This window comes from Streptococcus sp. HMSC10E12 (genome assembly GCF_001807855.1).
Classification (GTDB): domain Bacteria; phylum Bacillota; class Bacilli; order Lactobacillales; family Streptococcaceae; genus Streptococcus; species Streptococcus salivarius.
Genome location: NZ_KV791078.1, coordinates 1 through 20,584 on the forward strand (window position 1 = coordinate 1; position 20,584 = coordinate 20,584).

The window sequence follows — 20,584 nt, forward strand, 5'->3', positions numbered from 1 at the left end:
TGGAGCGAAACGGACTTAAAGTCACATAATAAAATAGCGATACACGATGTATCGCTATTATATATATAATCTATTCTAAAACATATCTGATGTTATATTTTAAAATAACTCAGTATATCAGCTAAAAGTTGTTCTCTCGTTTCTTCAAAACGACTTTCAGACAGGGATTTCAACTCTTCCTCTCTAAGTTCCGACAGTTTCTCTCGTAACAGATTATCTGCTAAATGTTTAATATTTGCCTTACTGTCTTCGTCTGACGTCTTAGAGAGCTCCATTTTAATAGCTGATCTAACTGCTACTACTACTAGTCTTAAACGGTCTTTGTCATCTGTTCTGTTTTCATAATTTGGATTAGACCAATCTGGAACATTTGATGGGCGATTATCCTTATTAGTTGAATGACTATCTCTCAAGTCTGAAAGTTTTGTGTATCCTGCTACTTCCCATTTATTGAGCAAGGTTCTTGTCCAACCAAAAGTACGGTTTCCGTCACTTCCTGTTCTTTCCAACGCCTCAATAACTAGTTCATGGTCCATTGTTTCAAGCCAACGTTTGAGTTGATTTTTATTATTGTAGTTGTCAGCTTTGCTCCCTTTAGGAAAAACAGTGTAGAATTTCTCCATGACGATAGCCATCTTACGTTTGAAGTCTAACTCCTTCTTCTTCTCAAAGGTAATGACTTTATCGTTTGTTGCAACAATACGTCTCAAATCGTCATCGAACGGTTTAAACCTAAATATATAGTGGGTAATTGATTTTCCTTTTTTGATTCGCTCTACTGTTAAATCCTGTATGACAGGAAGCCCATGCTCATCAACTAATAGCGTATTGATTTCATCCAACGCTTGCTGCAGCTTAGTACCTTTCGAACGAAGTAAACTTGGACTATCCAAGATCAAAACTTCTTGCTCTAGTTCTTCAGCTGTATCTTTTACAAAACCTGTTTTACGCCAGTCTGCTAGATGTCTAAATAATCGTTTAGAATACTTACTCTTCAATAGGTTATGGTAGTCACGTCCATACTGAATGTACTTAGCTTTTTTACCCCACTCTGGGTTGTTAAAAAGGTCCTTAACTGTACGCCTGACCGCTACTTTTACTTTTGATCCATCTTCTGTAGTTACTTCATCATATTCAGTATATTCCGCATCAGACAGGTGGATTTTAATGAGTTTATTTTCGTGGTCTACTCTAAAGGTCTTGAACAGTGGGATGGAGGTGTAAGAGACAACCTTACCATCGACAACCTTTTCGGGATGTCGATATACAATTTTAGTCATTCTTTCCTCTAGTTCCTCAACTGTAGTTTCAAATCGCTTACCAGTCCTAGGAACAATTTTTTGTTCCCTAGAACTGTAAAATGTATTTCCTGCTAGCATTGCCAGACTCGAATAAGAAAATATTGCTGCTTCGTTTTCGTCATAAACATCTCGCAACTCACCAAATATAGAGTAAATCATATTTTCTTGAAGAGGTGAAAGGTCTCCCAGCTGAAACATTTGGGTAAACTTATTATCATATTTGATGATTTCTCTGAACTCTCTATTCTCTACCAAATGCTTCTACCTTTCTTAGTTCATTCATCATACATTTTGGTTGTATTTTAAATAAAAGTAATTATTTTACTATAAGCTAATTACTCACTGCAATATGTGACAGGGTATAAAAATATTAATTTACAACCCTTTTGTATGACATTATATCACTAATATTCTGATTTTCATAGTATTTTTTTAAATTTACGACCATTTTGTAGGATATACATACAAATTTATATGACATACATGCATTTTTGTAGACTTAACATACAACTTTATAGGACATACCTACCAATTTGTAGGATACACCTGCAATCTTATATGACATACATACATTTTTGTAGACTTAACATGCAACTTTGTGTGACTTTCATGCAAAATTATATGATATACCTACCAATTTGTAGGATATACATACACTTTTATATGATAAAGGTAGGCTTAGCTCAATAATAGCAAGGGTTTCAGGAGTTCTACTACTTAAACTATAATTAACTACTTAGTTACTATTATTAACCACTTAATACTACTTAATACTATTTAAACTATTATTACTAAAACAAAATTAATAATACTAAGCTTTAGAACATCACTATTTTCTCTCTTAATTATATTCTAAAATACAACAAAACAAAAAGTGCAGTAATTACCTACACTTTTGTATGCAAAAAAAGATTTCAATACGAGTTACCTACATTTTTGTATGATAACTACATGTTAAACTTAATTACTTAAAACTCATCTCAGTTTCTACCAATGTATTAAACAACTCCTTTTGTTCTTCATCTAGAAGTTGGTACATCTGATCTAACATTTCAGTGAATAACTTATCAGATCCTCCGCGTTTAGGATAATTGCCATTTTCTCCTTTGAGGTCTTTTTTATTTAAAACAGCTCTTAATGCACTAAAACGAGACATTGATAATTGTGTCATATTTAGATTTGAACGCACTTTTTCTTCCGGAGTTTTTGCTGGTTCAAGTTTAGTTGGAATTTTGTTTTTTTCTTTTTTCTGAGTAACAATGTTTACTTTTTTTGGAGAAACAGCAGCTTTTTTGGGTTCTCCACTTGCTTCAGTTAGATAGGTAATATCATGCTTCTCATTAAGTTTATCAATTACTACTTCTTCAATCTCTTTCCCTTTAAAAAAACGGTCAAATACTTCTTTAGCTGTTGTGCGATCATTTGATTCAACAGCTGTTAAAAGGTTATTATAATTTCTTTGTTGGATAGTATTAAGCTTTTTCGCCATTGTGTTCTCCAATCGTCTTAATTAGTTCATTCATAACATTTGTGATTTGTTTTTGAGGGATGCTATAGCCACTATTTGTAAAAACATTTGCTTGATTAGCAATCATATCTTTGTATTGTTTATTATTAAATAAGTATTGCTCAAAAACTTTAGTATTATGTTCTTTCGCAATTTTCTCAAGAGTTGTTACTGCTTCTCTTGCTTTGACTTGTTTAATTGATTTTTTACTAAAGCCGGGCCCTTTATCAACCTGAGTTATAACGATTCCAGCAATAACAATATCAATTCCAAAGAAAGAAAATCCTTCTTGAACAGCTTCAATATCTTCGATTGTATCTTTTACACCTTCAATACCAAACTTATCAGGTGTAGTAGGAATAAGAACATAAACTTTCGAATTTGTAAAAAGGGTACTTGTTGTAGAAACACCAAAGAACGGAGGTGTATCAAAGAGTACAAAATCGTAGTAATCATTAATATCTTGAACTACGTTCCTTAAACGAAAATCCCTATCTTTTAGTCCTGAAGCTTCACTCTCCCAGTTCTTCATCAGCTTACTTCCTGGAAGCAGATCATATCCGTCAACCGGGACAATAGCATCAGCTACTTCTATTTCTTTTTTTAGTACAGAATAAATCCCTTCTTGTTCGTCTTCGTTCACTCCTGCTGCCGTAGTTAGATTACACTGACCATCTAGATCACCTGCACACGTTTTATATCCAGCATTTCCTAGAGCTTGAGCCAATAATAAACTTAATGTTGTTTTGGCTGCTCCTCCTTTTTCATCCATCACTACGATTGTATTTGCAACCATATCTACTCCTTTCAATCCGATATGTACGATACACTATGTATAACAATGCGATACATATTTAACTACTTAAAGTATACCATATAGAAATTCAATAGCAAGTACTGTGTAAGATATATCGTAAACAATACATGATACACTATGTATAGTATATAAAAATAATGTTTCCTAACAAGGTTATCACGCATTAGCTAATACATAGTGTATCGTTTACTATATACTATTCAAAAGCATAACATATTACAGAGTATCAAACCACAACAAAAGTTATACCCGATACACTATATATCATATAAAAAAGATAATGTATAATAGAGGATGTATCTTACAGATATATATTATACATACTGTATAGATATATAGTGTATAGCATTATGTTCGAGTTCTAACTCAAACATAATACCATTTGATCACTACACTATACATAGCATTACTATATATAAATGACTAACAAAACAAATTGCAATTTTTTTATCGTATATTATAGACGATGTAGAGTATATAGACAAACAATGTAATGCAAGGCATTATATCGTATATCTTTTATAAAATACTTCTGGAAATAAAGAAAATTAACGCACATCACCATACACGATACATTATATACTATATAAAATATAAGAATGTACTCTAGACGACGTATTTATTACATATATAATATACATAATGTATCGATATATAGTGTATATTACTATATTCGACTTTCTACTCAAATATTACACACTACACGATACATAACCTCACTATATATAGTGTAGTGCAAAGAAAGAAAAATTTTGTAGTATGCTATAGACGATGTAAGATATATCGTTAAGTAATGTACTGCTAGGTATTATATCGTATATTCTTTATTCATTCATTTAATATAATAAATAAGAAAAGTTCTATCACAAGACGATACCTAATACATTATGTAATGTGAATAATGTGTAGTTTCTTTATTTATCGTATATAGTAGATAATATACGATGCATATTGAACGATACATTAAAGAACTATATATGATTATATTCTTATTGGTTAATAAGTTATATTTAAAATTAGTATAAAGAGTGTTCTAGATTATTTACGATACAAGATACATAGTTTATCAATGTATCTTGTATTTCTTTTTTCATGACGACTGATTCTTCGCTTATTACTATTGGTGGACTATACATAATGTGTTGTAAACTATAGACTATGTATAGTATATAATACAATGAAGAGTAGTATATATGGTTATAATTCGAATAACGATAAACTTGTAATGTTAGTTGCTCTTTGCTATACTAAAGACATAAATTGTTTAATTTATATTTTTTCCACCACCTCAAACGGTGAACCTTTGGTCACGTGACTAAAGAAAATAGAAGCATGGAGGAGGAGATGCTATTTCTGGTTCTGTCCCAGCAATAGGTATCCCATGTTTGATTGGGTTAAAAGGGAGCGTACTCGCTTTTAGCTATCAGTTAAGCCATCAGACAGAAGAAGGGGCTTGACGCTTACAACAGGTACGAGATAATTTGCCTTTAATTTTTTGAAAGGCTACAACAAACGTTATTAGCAGATAAAAGCATAACGAGAAGTTTCCTATGGTTTTCCATAGGCACGCGCAACCTTGTTTTTTAAGACAAGGCTTGCCAGCTTCTTTGTTATGCTTTTTTTGTTTTGAGTTTGAGTAGTCGGATAAAAAAGGAAGGTGACATCTCGATGATTAGAGGTGAGGTACAGGTGTTTCCATCTCTAAATTGTCGTCATGCGGAGGAAAGACTACGAACAGGTGTTCGAGACTTTCCAAGGTCACTTTAAAACAACAATGTTATATTTTATAAGGAGAAAAAAATGACAAAAATTATTACGATTGGACAAACCGAAATGATTAGGGTAGGACGTGATTCCCCTTGCCCTATTTGTGGCAAACCAGATTGGTGTTTGGTATTTGCAGATCAATCTAAAGCAGTCTGTGCTAGAAAGATTGACCCAGACAAACCACAATTTGGTAGTGCTGGGACAATTTATGATTTGGATCCCCAAAAAGCTAAAGACGTGACTTTTGAACCTAGTTGGAAAAGTCAGCCTTTGGCAAGTATCTCAACACTTCACAAGGTAAATTCTCTTGTGATTGATGTGTTGGGATTAACTAAGGACCATGTCAAGCACTTAACAGGTACGGAACGAGGTCTTTCTGTTGAGACCATTGCACTCCGTGGCTACGCTTCATCAACAAAGCAAACACGCCAGAAGCAGGTTGATACAACAGTATCTCATCCAGCAACTATTTGGGAAAAGCTCTTTCTTGCAAATGGGCTTTCTAAAGATGCTTGGCGTGGAGTTCCTGGCTTCTATTGGAACGAAAACGCAAAATGTCCTATTTTTGAATCAAAAGATGGAATCCTAATTCCATGTCGCAATTCTTGGGGACAAATTGTAGGTTTTCAAGTACGTCTTGATAACGTTAGTTATCAAGCCAAAGTAAACGAAGCCTTTCAAGAGGGACGAAATGCACGTACTGCTAAGGTCTTCCAAAATGACGACGGAAGTTTCGATTGGTATGTGTTTGCTAAAGGTTCATCACACGAACTAGCAAGTGGGACAACTAAGGAAACTAGTGTTAAACTTCGTTCTGGACTTGAGTTGACATTTAAAAAAGGGCAAAAGTATGTCTTTGTTTCGTCAGCATATAAGCCAGAAGGAACAAGTGCTAAGTCTTTTCCACATTTTGCTTATTCTGATGACATTTTAGAACAAGCACGCTTTTCGGATGAAGGCAAGGCTAAAGTCAACCTTATGAGTAAGGTTGATAACCTTCTAGTTACGGAAGGTTTGCTTAAAGGAGACATCACCGCATCAGTTGCGAAAAACACTCGTCTTTCTCAATTGGGGAATATCTGTGTTATCTCTATGGCAGGAGTAGCAGCATGGCGTCCTATCTCAGAATTTATCGGAAAGACTGAACTCAAAAAGGTCAAACCTATTTATCTAGCATTTGACCAAGACTTTGAGGATAATGACTCGGTATTTGAACGTATGTATGACATGGTTCAAGATCTAGTTACGAAGCAGTCTTGTACGGTTCGTGCTCTAATCTGGCCTCACGAAAAGGGAATTGATGATTTCCTTTTGAAAGCTACCCCAGAAGAAAAGATTAAGTTCAAAACGTATAATAAACAGGATATGGTATAATGAAGAAAAATTATTTGGAGACGTATAAGGGTTGGATATCAAGAAAGTTGAGCGACTGATCTTTGAAATCAACACCATTCATATAAAGTATTCAGAAGAGTATTTTGAAAGTGGTAAACTTGCTAAAGTCAATCTTAATCACACTTTTGCGAAGGTGCCAGTTGATGAGATTCTAAAATATCGTTTGAATCTGCACGAATCTATCAACGATTATTTGATGGTAGCAGATGTCAGCGATATTAGTTACTTCTATAGAGTGAAGACATCTGAATCTATTTTAGATAAGATTGAGCGTTTTACTAAAAGAGCAGAAGGGTATCCAGTAAATTCGGTTTTAAATGATATTTTTGGAGCACGTGTCATTTTGCCAACATCTGTCATTACTAAAGTGATGGATCGTTTAGATGATTGGAAGGAAGAATACGGTCTTAAAAATTGGTATTTAAAAGATACTGAAGACTATACTGGCATCCATCTCTACTTTAAAAACAAGAGTCATTTCTATTATCCTTGGGAATTACAAATCTGGGATAAGAATGATATTTTTCGAAATATAGAGAGTCACAAACGAGATTATGCAAGGAAACTTGATAACAATAATTAGGTTTCCTTTTTTACGCAATAAAATGCAAATCATACTATGTATAGTTCATAATGTATCGTACATAGTACATATAAGAGAAAGAGGAAGGTAGTAGCTTTAAGCTATACCTTCCTTTTTGCTATTAAGGAGAAAAACAATGGCAAATCTACTAACAGTCGCAGCACAAACAACTACTAAAAAAGTCACTTTTCCGAAGCTAAAAGAGACTGATAAGGCTGCAGATATCGTGAGAAGGTTTTGTACTTACTATGCGAATATTCGTAGATATCAATGTCAGGAACTTTTATCTCAAGAAGTCGGAGCAGTAGCAGTAGAGGTATTCGGACAAGATAATGTCTATACAGCTTATAAGGTCAAAGACATCATGGCTGATATTGAAACCATTGGTTATGATCAAGCACATTTTTCGAATAAACTAAAAAGACTGTTCGAGGGCATGAGCTTGAGGGATGAAGAAAATCAAGAACACCTTTTCGGTGAACAGATTCTTCTCACACTCCATGGGAGTAGATTACCTGCTACTAAAAGTGCAAAAGATACCAAACGCACTTTGTATCTTCTCATTGTCGACGATTCAAAGGTTAGAGTACCTTTGAAGAAAAACCTAAGTTTTTGGAGAGAGAGAAGTTCTCAAACAAGGTATGGACTAGTATCTTTTAGCTTTCTTGAATTGATGTCTATCCATAGTGAAGGTATTTACAAGGAATGTAGTTATTATGGAAATATCCAAAAGATAGCTAACGTTCTAAAAAGAGAGTATGAAGATGCTCTTGCAGCAAACCTTAATGCACAATATGTTAATCAGTCAACTAAGACGATAGCCAGTGTGCGTGAGGATAAAATCTTTCAAGATCATGAAATGAACAGTAATACGTCATTTTTTGATTTAGGGTTTTCAAAAGTTGAAGTAGATACCGAGCGTTATCGAGGTAGTGATTTTGACAAGGAGAAATTCAAAGTTCTAGAGAACGAATGGGAGAAGTTGTGTAATCACTTACCTCATTCTACTGTAGAACCCGAACTTAAATTCCGGAAGCTAGGAAAACATAAAGCAAGCGGACTTTATGTGCCAGGGTTAAATATCATGGCAGTTGATGTAAGAGATTCCTCATCCTTCATCCATGAGTATGGTCATTATTTAGACTATACGTATGATAAAGCTGGAATCATTAGTTCTACGTCACATAGCTTTAAAGATATTCGTTATATCTACAAGGCTAGCTTGCTGAAACTTATTCAAATAGCTGAGGAAACCAGAACGGACTTAGCTCAAGCTGTTCATATTAAGAAGAAGTTGGATTATTATTTGACACCGACTGAAGTGTTTGCACGTGGTTTTGAATGGTGGGTTTTTGAAACTTATACCAAAGATTCAGAACTGCTATCTGATGAAGCTACTTACTATACTCGATTAGAGTATAGGGCTTTAAGGCAATGTCGACACCTTTTGTTTGCATTTTTTGACACGTTCTTTGAGAACTATCGTGCAATGCAACCTATTTATAAGGTTGAGAAGGAGCCAAAAACACTAGTAGCTTGTCGAAAGTCACTTGAAGATAAACCAACAACTGAAGGAGAACAGTTAACCTTGTTTGAGTTCTGAGAGGAGAAAAACAATGATTGTAAACAATATTTTAAAAGAAGCTATCGATAATAATATCCAAGATATTACCTTCTTCCCACATGGTGAAGATTACGAGGTAGCATTTAGAAATTCTGATGTTAAACAGGTCCATGACTTCATTTCATCAGAAGATGCGGATGCTCTATTTGGTCATATTAAATTTATGGCTGAGATGGACTTAACAGAAAAACGTTGTAGTCAGGTAAGAACTTGTGACTATCAGTTGGACGATGGTAGAGTTATTACCATTAGGATATCGACGATAGTTAATTTTCAAGGACTAGAAACGATGTCTATCCGACTTATTCATGTGAATGAGCGACAAATTTCTTTGAGTGAGTTTGGTAGTAGTTGTATGGAAGAAGTGCTTCAACAAGTACGCATTCCAGGCTTACATGTCATTACTGGTCCTGCAGGTGTCGGCAAAACGACTTTAGCCTACTCGTTACTTGCTGAAGCTTTTAAAGAAGGTGAAGTAATAACAATCGAAAGACATGTCGAGATTAAGGAAATGTCTTTTTACCAACTACAAGTCAATAAGGCTAACGGTATGGAACTGGAAAATCTCGTGACTTTTGTATTACGCTTCAACCCTGACGTCTTGTTTATCGGTGAAGCTAATACACAAGAAGAAGTAGAAGCAGTACTTAAGGCAGTTTCTGCAGGATTAAGTGTCGTTACAACAGCTTATCAAGATGACTTTTCAATCCCTCATGATGTTTTAGAAATAAAACAAGGAAAAGATGGGAAACGAAACGTAGCATTGATTAAATAAAAGAGGAGAAAAACAATGACAGATACAATTAAGATTGATGATTTTGACCGCTTCATGGCAGTAAGCCATTTTGATGAAGAAATGGCTGAAGCACATACACCGACTGAGGATGCTATTCATAATTGGATAGTTGATAATCAAGAGGATGATGAGCTGATTGCTGGGATTCTTAAACATCTGGATCGTACGATTAAGGATGCTATGGCTTACTGCATCGGAAAAGCCAGTAAATCTGACTATAGAAATGGTCAAGGTGCTATGGTTGATGATGCCACGGTCTTTTCTTGGGTTAAAGAGTATTTTACCGCTGAAAAGGTTGAGACTAAACCAGTTGTAGGTAAAATGACTACTGGTAGTAAGAAATCAACCAAGCAACCAACCAAGAAGCCAAAAAAGAAACAGAATAAGAGCCTAACTAAAACAGAAACTAAAAAGAAAATCCCAACTAAGAAAACTCCTGAAAAGGATGGGAGACAGTTAGATCTTTTTTCAGATTTATCTGTTGAAGAAGGCGAATTTTAACAACAATAAATAGAAAAATGGTCCTAGGGCCATTTTTTATTAAGGAGAAAAACAATGACAAAAGCAGAGAATATTCAAGAAATCGTAGATAATCGTTTAAAAGTTCCTAACGGATTTTTCAAATGGGCGAAGAATAATTTTCCTATCTATGAATGGTCAAATAAGTCTAAGACAATTATCTCTTCCGACCGAAAAAAATTCTCGGAAAAGGTTACAAAACGCTTATCACTTAACAGCCGTTTAACCTTTGTGGGAGATACTTTTTACTTTGTCTGGATGGGAGTCACAAAGAAACGCATTGAAATGCAAATGTATGCAATGACTCAATCATTTGAAGAAGGAAAAGAAAAGTTTGACGTCAGCCTTTATAACTTTTATCAGCTTGCCAACAATAAGATGGTGAAAGCACACTGGGATCCATATCTTTCAGCTAAAGAAGGTAAAGAAGTCTATAGTATTGGATTCCAAAATCAGAGAAATGCTCTCTTTTTTGGCTCTGGTGTATTTAGTGTCTATACGCTTTATGGTAGTATGGAAAGTCTTATTCAGAAGTTACAAACAAAATCTGAGTTGAGATACTTAGATTTTGATGAAGTGATTAAAGATAATTTTGAGATAAGCTCAGTGCTACCTCATATCTATAAATATCGAGAACGTATTGAATTCGCTCAAAAAATAAAGGCGCGTGGAGTCGTCAAAGAATTGGTAGGTACTACGTTTTATAGGTCTTATTACTCATGTAGTCTTGGACATAAGCATGCAAACATGGGTAAGGTTACCATGAATTTCCTCAGAAGGAATAAACGGTATCTAAAAAATACGGATATGAATATCGAAAAGGCATTTTTCGAGGAAGATATGCGTAGACAATATGGTCGAACGTTCGAGGGTTTATACGAGTTGCTTATAAATGCTATGGTTCCTAACAGGACGCCACTAATTAAGCGTTTAAATGGTATCTTACCATCCACAGTGAAACCAATTCGTTTCATTAACTGGATGACGAAGAATGAGGTCTGTCTTCGTGATTATGAGGACTATCGAGAAATGGTAGAAGCTCTGGGAATTCCATTTGATGGAGATTATGTAGTTATACCTAAAAATTGGGAAAACAAACATACAGAGATTGTCGAAAATTATTCGGTTCTTCTCGAGAATCAACTAGAACGTGGGACTCATTTACGTGTAACTAATGCCGTAAGTAATTTGAGAGCGGAGAAAAGACGACGTGAGGAAGAAAAGAAAGAGGCGAAGTTGAGAATTGTAACAGCTGAACGCTTGGCAAACATGATGAAGGCTCAGACAACATTTGACAAGTATGCATTTATCTTTCCTAAAAATGAAAGTGAAATTGTCAGAGAGGGGAAACACCTACATCACTGTGTTGGAAGGTATGCAAAGGAACACTTTGTCTACGGTTCTTCTATTATTGTCTTTGTACGTGATAAAACTGACAGAGAAACTCCTCTTTATACCCTAGAATTGAAAAATGATAGGATTATTCAACTGAGAGGAGAACGGAACAAAGCTGCAGACGAAGAGGCTAAGAAAGAAGCAGAACAATTTTTAGCCCATTGTGGAAAGCTTAAAATTGAGTTTTAGATAAAAGGAGAAAAAATGAAACTTAGAACTCATTATGAGTCAACTGCGTTTTCATGTTATACTAGAGGTAACACTATACGTGATTTCATGTATAATTCAGGGAGAAACGTCATGAAGTTGACTATTATTCTTTATAACAATAAAAAGATGATTGGAAAATACCTGGTTGATACAATCAGTAAAACCTTAGATACGTTTGAAAGGAAAGATGATTTTTTGTTGAACACAGAATTCACCTATGAACGTATGGTAGATTTTCTAAAAGGGCGTCAAATTGATTTTGGACGAAAAAACCGAAAGGAACTTTTAGGTTATACCTATACAGCTCCCGATGTCTGGCACGAAATTGCTATGACACACGGTTTTGATACCGATGATTTTTATTGGGTATCAATACCAGAACTCAATGATGAGCCATTTGTTTTAGAAGATCATCATCCTAATTTAAGTAGAAAATAGGAGAGATACTATGACTGTATTTACTTCTAGCAAAGGAACTCAAGAGAAATGGTTGAAAGATAACTATTTCTATAAGAGAGACTTTTTTGGTGGGGAGGCTGAAGCTGAGTTTCTAGTATCTGAGTTTTTGAAAAGTTGTGGGATTGAAGATTATGTACCTTACGAGAAAGTAGGTAGTGATCTTTGTCGTTCACAAAATTTCATACCAGAAGGTGGAAGCTTCGTTACGATGTTTCGTTTGCTGCAACAAAGGGGGTATACGGAATCAGATATCGAACAAATAGCCAAGAAACAACCTCAAGAGCAGTATAACTTTTTGAAAAAAGAGTTGGCTGAGATTGGTTTTTCAGAAGCCGAGCTTGATTCGATATTTGCCAGACTCTTTGAGATTGATCGCTTAACCTTAAATGTTGATAGACACTGGAATAACTTTGGGATTATCTTTTCTAAAGATGAACCGCCATATCTATTAACTTTGTTTGATTTTGGTTACTCTCTAGGAGTTACCTTTCCCAGAACAATGCCCACGCATGTAGCTATTCGTAAGAGCAAAGCTATGACAGTCAGCAAAAGCTTTGATAAGCAATGTGAATTGGCTGGAGCATTCTCTTTTGACATTCAAGATAGTTTTATTGAGTTCCTCAAAAACAGGAAAACACGAGAGGCTCACATATTTTTGAGTCGTATAAACAAATACTACAACTAAAAAGAAAGACTTGGTATTATACCAGGTCTTTTTTAGTTTTAAGGAGAAAGAACAACAATGAAAGAACAAACAAATAATACTAAAAAAATGACAAAAGCAGAAAAGGTTCAAGCTAACCTTTCTGCCATTAAACTTGTGAAAGCACTTGAAGCAGATAACCGTCTATCTGACAGTGCAGAACAAGAAATTCTCTCTAACTATGTTGGTTGGGGAGGACTTGCTAACGATTTCTTTGATAGTAAGATTAATCGTTTTGCAAAAGAACGTGATGAGCTAAAAAGTCTTGTCACTAAAGAAGAATATCGTGCGATGGAAATGAGCTCCCTTACGGCTTACTACACAAGTCCAGAGATTGCTACTGCAATGTGGGATAAGATTGTAGAAAGTGGTTTTAAAGGAGGTAATATTCTTGATCCATCAATGGGTACTGGTATCTTCTTTGAAACAATGCCAGAGGACATCAAGAAGAATTCTACTCTTTATGGAATTGAACTTGATACCATTACTGGTGCTATTGCTAAACACCTTCATCAAGATGCTACTGTTTTAGTCCAAGGATTTGAAACAGTAAACTTTGAAGGGACACCATTTGACTTGGTCATTACGAATGTTCCATTTGCGGATGTTCGCATTGTCGATAAGGCTTATGATAATAAACCTTATCGTATTCATGATTACTTCTTTAAGAAAGCTATCGATTTGGTACCCTATCATGGGATGGTTGCTGCTATCACTTCAACTGGTACTGCAGATAAGAGTGCTGGTTCAATTCTGCCAGAACTCCGTCGTAGCGGAACTCAGTTTTTAGGTGGTGTCCGCTTACCAAATACTGCTTTTAAAGATGCTGGAACACGAGTGGTAACAGATATCCTATTTTTCCAAAAAGGAGCTTTTATCCCTGTTCCCGATAATACTATCGACTTCTGGTCTTCAGATAGAAATAAACTTCCCTTTGATAAACGTGTCTCACTCAATCCCTATTTCTTCCAGGATGCTATTTGTAAAAATCCTTGTGTCCTAGGCGATTATCAGGTACGTCATTTCAATGGTGGAACACTGGATCTTGTGGTAGATAGCTCTTTTGACTTAGCTTCAGACCTTCAAGAAGCACTATCAAAAGTAACAGTGCCTTTCGAAGTAGAGAGACTAGAACCTCGTGATATTATCCTTAAAGAAGAAGTGAATCATCTTGACCAAGAATTACTTGCTTCACTTGATATTCGATTGAACGAGTATGCTTGTGATAAAAATGGGCGTGTCTATTATCGTGATAACACGTCTATCCGTCCTAGCTCACGCGCAGCTGAAATGATTTTTTATCAAGACGAACAAGGACAGTTCGTAAAATATGATGATAAATACAAAGAAGAAGCCATTTTAGACTTTGAAGCAGCAGTAGAAGCAGACCCTAATATTGTTACGAATACATGGGTAAGTCAAACACCTTCTAAAGCAGCTAAAAGTAAAGGGCTTTACAAAGGTATTTATTTCTATGAAACACCCCTTACGGATACAGAAAACAAGCGTATCCGTGGCATGGTTGCTATCAAAAATGCTTATCAAGCCATTATTGATATTCAAATGACGACAGACTATGATGAAGGGAAATTCAAACAACTGCTTGCAACACTTAATCAAGCCTACGATACTTTCAAGAAGAAGTATGGTTATATCAATCAAGCGGTGAATGCTCGCCTCTTTGACCGAGATGATCGTTATCCTCTTATCGCTAGTCTTGAATTAGAGGAGTTGGACGAGAATGACAGCTCAAAGGTAGTTTTTGTGAAGTCAGATGCTTTTAAAAAGCCAACTATTCGTCCTAAAAAACACCTCCATCAAGTGATGTCAGCAGTAGAAGCCTTGAATGTGTCGCTTTCAGAAGGTCGTGGCGTTGATTTGAACCTCATGAGTTCTGTCTATCCAGATGTTTCAGAAGATATGATGATTTCTGAACTAGGTGAGACCGTGATGATTGATGTGGAACGCTATATTGATGATAAGACTGTACACTATGTTACTAAGGATAAATTCCTTTCAGGTGATGTTCTTGCTAAACGTGATTGCATTAACTCTCTCATTGAAGACGGAGATACACAAGCGGATTGGGAACGTTATTTGGAATTGATTTTATCTGTTGTACCAGAACCAGTTGTCTTATCTGATATTGATTTCAGCATTGGTTCTAGCTGGATTCCTAGTAACGTCGTTTCTCAATGGGTGTTTAGTGAATTGTTGGATGAAAAAGTTGGTCTCCATTCTGATGAAGCTAAATCACTATTAGTGAAATCCAGAATCGGACGAGGTTTCAACGAACGCTTGTTAAACTGCTATATGAGTCGTCAATCTAACCTTCGTTTAGGTCTACGTGATGAGTACAATAAAAGCTACTCACACGCAACAGATATTGTGGCTCACTTGCTTACAAGTAATCAACCAACAATCATGCGTAACTTTGGTACGACTGAAAACCCTATACGTAAGGTTGATGAAGTGGCTACAGCAAACCTACGTGAGTGTGAACGTGTTCTACAAGAAAGCTTTAAGAACTTTATTCATGAAAACCCAACAGTCCAAGAAGTGATTGAAGATACCTACAATGAAGTCTTTAATCGCTATGTGACACGTCAATATGATGGAAGTCTCTTGGAATTTGATGGGTTGGCTAAGGGAGTAGAGCTTCGCCCTCACCAAAAGAATGCCGTACAACGTATTCTTGAAGAGAGACGTGCACTGCTTGCTCACGAAGTGGGTACTGGTAAGACACTAACCATGATTTCTGCAGCTTTCAAGATGAAAGAACTAGGGCTTATTCATAAACCATTGTTTGTGGTTCCGTCTAGTCTAACAGCACAATTTGGACAAGAAATTATGCGTTTCTACCCTACCAAGAAAGTGTTTGTTACGACTGAGCAGGATTTTGAAAAGTCACGTCGTCGCTTGTTCGTTTCTCGTATTTTAACGAGTGACTATGACGGTATTGTGATTGGACATTCTCAATTTGAGAAAGTTCGTGTCTCACAAGAACGTGAACAAGCCTTTATTTCTGAAAAGATTGATGAGCTTGATGAGATCATTGGTTACGCAAAAGCTAATGAAGACAAAATTACATTCAAGCAAGCACAATCGATGCGTAGAAGTCTTGAGGCAAACTTAGAAACGTTGCTTGAAAATAAGACTGGTATTGATGAGTTTATCAACTTTGAGAGCCTTGGTATTGATATGCTCTTTGTTGATGAAGCCCACGGGTACAAGAATGTCCGTCCTATGACACGTTTGGGGAACGTTGCCGGTATTACCAACCGTACCTCAAAAAAGAATATGGATATGGAAATGAAGGTGCGCGTGCTTCAAGAAGAGCATGATACACGTCACGTTGTCTTTGCGACTGGAACACCAGTTTCCAACTCAATTAGCGAAATGTATACGATGATGAATTATCTTCAACCAGATGTCATGGAACATTTCGTTGTAAGTTTCTTTGATGCTTGGGTTGGTGCGTTTGGGATTGTTGAGAATAGTCTTGAACTTAACCCTACTGGAGACAAGTATATTTCACGTAAACGCTTTGCTAAATTTATGAATCTCCCTGAGCTGATGGCGATTTACCGTCAGACTGCAGATATCCAAATGACTGAAGACCTTAATCTTCCAGTTCCTATGGTAGAAAAGGTAGCGGTTGAAAGTCAGTTGACTGATAACCAAAAGGTTTATTTGGACGAGCTTGTAGAACGCTCAGACCGAGTTAAAAATGGGAATGTAGATCCTAGTGAAGATAACATGCTCAAAATTACTAGTGAAGCCAGAAAGTTGGCTTTAGATATGCGTTTGCTTGATGCAGAGCTCTATGTAAGAGCTGATGCAGATAAACTCATGCAAGTGGTTGAGCGAGTGGATAAGATTTATCACATGGAAGCTAAGCATAAAGGGACACAGATGATTTTTTCTGACCTTGGAACTCCTAATGGCAAGGGTTTCTCTGTTTATCAAGAGTTGAAAGATTTGCTTGTTGAACGAGGAATTCCAGAAGAAGAGATTGCTTTTATTCACGATGCTGCTAACAAAAAGGCTAAGCTCCAACTTCAACGTCAAATGAATGCTGGTGAGATTCGTATTCTCATGGCTTCAACGGAAAAAGGGGGAACCGGTCTTAACGTCCAACGTCGTATGAAAGCTGTTCATCATCTCGATGTGCCTTGGAAACCGTCTGATATTATCCAACGTAATGGACGCTTGGTTCGTCAAGGAAATATCTATCGCAAGGTAAATATTTTCCACTATATTACCAAGGGAAGTTTTGATAACTACCTTTGGCAGATTCAAGAAACAAAGCTCCGTTATATTACGCAAATCATGACCAGTCGTACACCGATGCGTGCTTCAGAGGATATTGACGAGCAAACACTCTCAGCCTCTGAATTTAAAGCCATTGCGACAGGTAATCCATATCTTAAACTAAAGATGGAACTTGATAACGAATTTGAGTTGTTGTCTAATCGTCGTAAGGCTTGGGAACGTGATATCACTTTGTCTCAAAAACGTATTAAGCAAGCCCTTAAAGATAAGGAAAATTACGAGAAGAAACTTTCTCTATTAGTCCAGGATAAAGAGCTTGCGGAAAAGACAAAATCTTGGAAAGAAGTGGTTGAAAAAGAGGATGGTAAGAAATATGAGGTTGAACATAACCCATTTGTTATGACATTTGAACCAGATGGATACGAAGCAACTAAGAAAGATGTTGCAGGAAATCAACTGAACTATGCTATGCAAATGAATGTTGCCTCTGATCCACTACATATGAAAATGACAACCCTTGCTCATTATCGTGGTTTTGTCCTTCGTGCGTTGGAACAAAAATCACCTTGGCAACCAGAACGCATGCTTGATTTGCATATTATTGGTCAAAATAGCTATGCCGTTCGTCTAGATTTTGCGAGTGGTATTGGGACTATCCAGCGTATCAACAATGTTATTGATGGTATGGATAAACAAGCCAAACTCTTGCAGGAAAACATTGACCGTTGTGCAGATACTATTAAGCGAGGAGAAGCTTCAGATGTTTTTGCAGACCAAGCTCGTCTTGACTATGTATCAGCTAAACGTGCCATTGTTAATCCTCTTATCGAAGTCGAGGACGAGTCTAAAAAGCCTACTGTAGAACAAATTGAAGAAGCAATCAATGCTTTTGAATTACAGTACAAGGCAAACCATCCAGAAATGGATGAGGACTCTGACGTAAAAGTTAGCTCAATCACTAAGGAATATAGTGCTAGCTATGATCCTGATGAAGAAAGCGAACTTGTTGAAGTTATTAATGAGTCAGTAGATGAAGCAGAAACTGGCTTTGAGGAAGAAGCAGTAGTTGCTCAAGAAATCGTTGAAGAAACGACTCATGTTGTTTCACAAGAAGTTCTTGATATGGCTGATGACTTCCTAGAAAGCATTTCTGAACTCTTTGGTATGACTGAAGAACATAATGATAATGTTTCTACAGAAGTAGTTTTTGAAACCTCTGTTAACGAGGTAGAAAAAGTAGAAGTTTACGAAGAAATTTCACTATTTGACTTTGTTTAGAAAGTAAAAGATACTAGTAGTACCACTTCTGCACTATGAAAATAAGGTGTTTCAGATTGAAGATAAAGTCCTCAGAAGTTATATACTTCTGGGGACTTTTCTTTCTTGTTACCAAGCTAGACCCCCTCTCATCTGAATTCATTATTTCGGATTCAGGCTTCAAAACACCTAGTATTGCCAAATTTCTTCTAGAAAAAGGGATTACGTAAGTTTTTCCTTACACTAGACCAAGAAGTAAGAGAGACTTTTTGCGTCCAAAAGACTTTGTCTATGATGAGTATTTTGACTGCTATTTTTGTCCAGAAAACCAGATATAACCTTATCGTACAACGACACGCGAAGGTTATAGAGAATATAAAAGCAATTCCAAAATTTGTAAGACCTGCCCCTTATTAGCGATTTGTACTGAAAGTCGCCAGCACCAAAAAGTTGTTGTGCGCCATATTTAGGAAGATGCCCTAGAGGTGTGTGAAGAAACCCGTCATCAAAGTGAGATGAAGGAACGATATCAACACCGTAAAGAAGCGATAGAACGTTTATTCGGAACAACTAAAGAACATCATAACTTGCGTTATACCAGAGAAAAATGAAAATCCAAAATGGAAGATAAGGTTGGGCTTACTTTAGCATGTCTAAATACCAAGACATTAGTAAAAATGATGGTAGGAAAGACCAATAATCTTACTCAAATACCTCAATATTATTGGATTATAGGAGAATTAAGTAAGAATACAAAAAAGACAAACATCAAAAACGATGTTTGTCTTCATTAGCAAGTTTATTAAATAAGGACTTTATCTTTTATAATTCCTCCCAAGTGCTATCTCCCCATGGATCCTCCTCAAAGTCAATATCCATTGATATATATTTATCTGATATTTTGCCTGTAATTACAGATGAAAGTCCTTTATTAAGAATTTTATTTACAAATTCTATGTCCTCATTTTTTCTTGTATATCCATCCAATAAATTGGAATAAAAATTCTGAACATCTTCACTTGCAAAGGAAAAAAGTACTTCTCTATTTTCTCTACCAATTAGACATAGCCGATTAATTTGTTCATCCGTCCAATCTGTAAATTTTTCAAGTTGAGAGATTACCCAAATTACATTACCTAAAGATGAACTTAAGTCTAGACTTTGAATAAGGTTATCTTTTATGTTTTCGTCTGATAAAACTAACTCACTAAAATATTTATTTAAGAATGAAGCTAAACTACGATAAACAAATACATCACTTTTTTTCTTAGTTTTCCATTCTTTTTTCAAGAATAAGTTTGGTTCTACTCTCTTTGTTAGTTTAGAATAATAGTCTTCATTATCAGTAATAATAAATAAGTCTTCATTTTCTGGAACTTTTTCTAGCAAAAATTCCCAATTAATAGCATCTCCATAACTATTTTTCGTTCCCGGAGGATTGCCTTTAATAACACGATTTTTTGCTTTCATTATCAAATCATCAGATACTTTAGCGACAGTTTTAAAAAATTCAGATATTACCGCATCAATTTTAGTATTTTGTTCCCTAATATCTTGAATCACTGAATTTTTTATTTCCTCATGTTTGTTAGAAAAAATTGAAAATAAACGTGATAATTCGTCGTAGTCTTTATGTTGTTTAAAGACATTTGGAGTTTGAAATCTTTCTAACTTAAATTTATTTAAAGCATCAGCAATTTTTGCATCTCGATTACGGTAATATTCATCTACAACTTGTTCAGGGAGTAAAAGATTTATATTGTCCGATAAAGCCTCTTCTAATTTTGAAAATTGCTCAATATCATTATCTGATAGATGGAATAATGATAGCCAAATATTTGTGTCAATGAATAAATAAAGCATAATTTCTCCTTTCTATATTACTATAACATAAGTTAATGAGAATCACACCTAAACCTACATAAGTACAATCTTACCAAAGATGCTGAAATCATCCTTTTCTGACAAGGTGATAG

13 protein-coding genes and 1 pseudogene are annotated in these 20,584 nt (G+C 35.6%); 10 read left to right on the top strand and 4 right to left on the bottom strand.

Annotated elements, in window-relative coordinates; translation table 11 throughout:
• Nucleotides 1–92: 92 nt before the first annotated feature.
• The 3 genes from HMPREF3112_RS01145 to HMPREF3112_RS01155 form a co-directional block, all read right to left on the bottom strand.
• Nucleotides 93–1,556, bottom strand: a complete 1,464-nt coding sequence (locus HMPREF3112_RS01145) for a replication initiation protein (protein WP_070437505.1) — start codon at nucleotides 1,554–1,556, stop codon at nucleotides 93–95.
• A 709-nt stretch (nucleotides 1,557–2,265) separates the two neighbouring features.
• A complete protein-coding gene (locus tag HMPREF3112_RS01150) occupies nucleotides 2,266–2,790 on the bottom strand; it encodes a hypothetical protein (protein WP_070437508.1) in 525 nt (174 codons plus the stop codon).
• Nucleotides 2,774–3,604: a ParA family protein gene (locus HMPREF3112_RS01155; protein ID WP_070437511.1), complete on the bottom strand. Its 831-nt coding sequence runs from the start codon at nucleotides 3,602–3,604 to the stop codon at nucleotides 2,774–2,776. The genes HMPREF3112_RS01150 and HMPREF3112_RS01155 overlap by 17 nt, the downstream gene beginning before the upstream one ends.
• Nucleotides 3,605–5,425: 1,821 nt before the next feature.
• Between HMPREF3112_RS01155 and HMPREF3112_RS01160 the strand changes: the two genes are divergently transcribed.
• The 10 genes and pseudogenes from HMPREF3112_RS01160 to HMPREF3112_RS10865 form a co-directional block, all read left to right on the top strand.
• The gene (locus tag HMPREF3112_RS01160; RefSeq protein ID WP_070437513.1) at nucleotides 5,426–6,766 is read left to right on the top strand and encodes a DUF3854 domain-containing protein; all 1,341 of its coding nucleotides are present in this window, start codon (nucleotides 5,426–5,428) and stop codon (nucleotides 6,764–6,766) included.
• 31 nt (nucleotides 6,767–6,797) lie between these two features.
• Nucleotides 6,798–7,370 carry a nucleotidyltransferase family protein gene (locus HMPREF3112_RS01165; RefSeq protein ID WP_070437516.1) on the top strand — a complete coding sequence of 191 codons (573 nt, stop codon included), beginning with the start codon at nucleotides 6,798–6,800 and terminating at the stop codon, nucleotides 7,368–7,370.
• Nucleotides 7,371–7,506: 136 nt separating this feature from the next.
• The gene (locus HMPREF3112_RS01170) at nucleotides 7,507–8,973 is read left to right on the top strand and encodes a hypothetical protein (protein ID WP_070437519.1); all 1,467 of its coding nucleotides are present in this window, start codon (nucleotides 7,507–7,509) and stop codon (nucleotides 8,971–8,973) included.
• 13 nt (nucleotides 8,974–8,986) lie between these two features.
• The gene (locus tag HMPREF3112_RS01175; RefSeq protein ID WP_070437521.1) at nucleotides 8,987–9,769 is read left to right on the top strand and encodes an ATPase, T2SS/T4P/T4SS family; all 783 of its coding nucleotides are present in this window, start codon (nucleotides 8,987–8,989) and stop codon (nucleotides 9,767–9,769) included.
• Between the two features lie 15 nt (nucleotides 9,770–9,784).
• Nucleotides 9,785–10,291, top strand: a complete 507-nt coding sequence (locus HMPREF3112_RS01180) for a Cas9 inhibitor AcrIIA9 family protein (protein WP_070437524.1) — start codon at nucleotides 9,785–9,787, stop codon at nucleotides 10,289–10,291.
• 54 nt (nucleotides 10,292–10,345) lie between these two features.
• Entirely contained in the window at nucleotides 10,346–11,893 is a 1,548-nt protein-coding gene (locus HMPREF3112_RS01185; RefSeq protein WP_070437527.1) for a PcfJ domain-containing protein, read from the top strand.
• Between the two features lie 111 nt (nucleotides 11,894–12,004).
• Nucleotides 12,005–12,352, top strand: coding sequence for a hypothetical protein (locus HMPREF3112_RS01190; protein WP_236651718.1), 348 nt, complete (start codon nucleotides 12,005–12,007; stop codon nucleotides 12,350–12,352).
• 10 nt (nucleotides 12,353–12,362) lie between these two features.
• Nucleotides 12,363–13,058 carry a hypothetical protein gene (locus tag HMPREF3112_RS01195; protein WP_070437533.1) on the top strand — a complete coding sequence of 232 codons (696 nt, stop codon included), beginning with the start codon at nucleotides 12,363–12,365 and terminating at the stop codon, nucleotides 13,056–13,058.
• A 57-nt stretch (nucleotides 13,059–13,115) separates the two neighbouring features.
• Entirely contained in the window at nucleotides 13,116–18,629 is a 5,514-nt protein-coding gene (locus tag HMPREF3112_RS01200; RefSeq protein ID WP_070437536.1) for an SNF2-related protein, read from the top strand.
• Nucleotides 18,630–18,733: 104 nt separating this feature from the next.
• Nucleotides 18,734–19,402 (top strand): annotated as a pseudogene (locus HMPREF3112_RS10865) (transposase); the annotation flags it as partial.
• A 28-nt stretch (nucleotides 19,403–19,430) separates the two neighbouring features.
• Here the strand turns inward: HMPREF3112_RS10865 and HMPREF3112_RS01210 are convergent.
• Entirely contained in the window at nucleotides 19,431–20,471 is a 1,041-nt protein-coding gene (locus HMPREF3112_RS01210; protein ID WP_070437538.1) for a PIN domain-containing protein, read from the bottom strand.
• Nucleotides 20,472–20,584 lie beyond the last annotated feature (113 nt).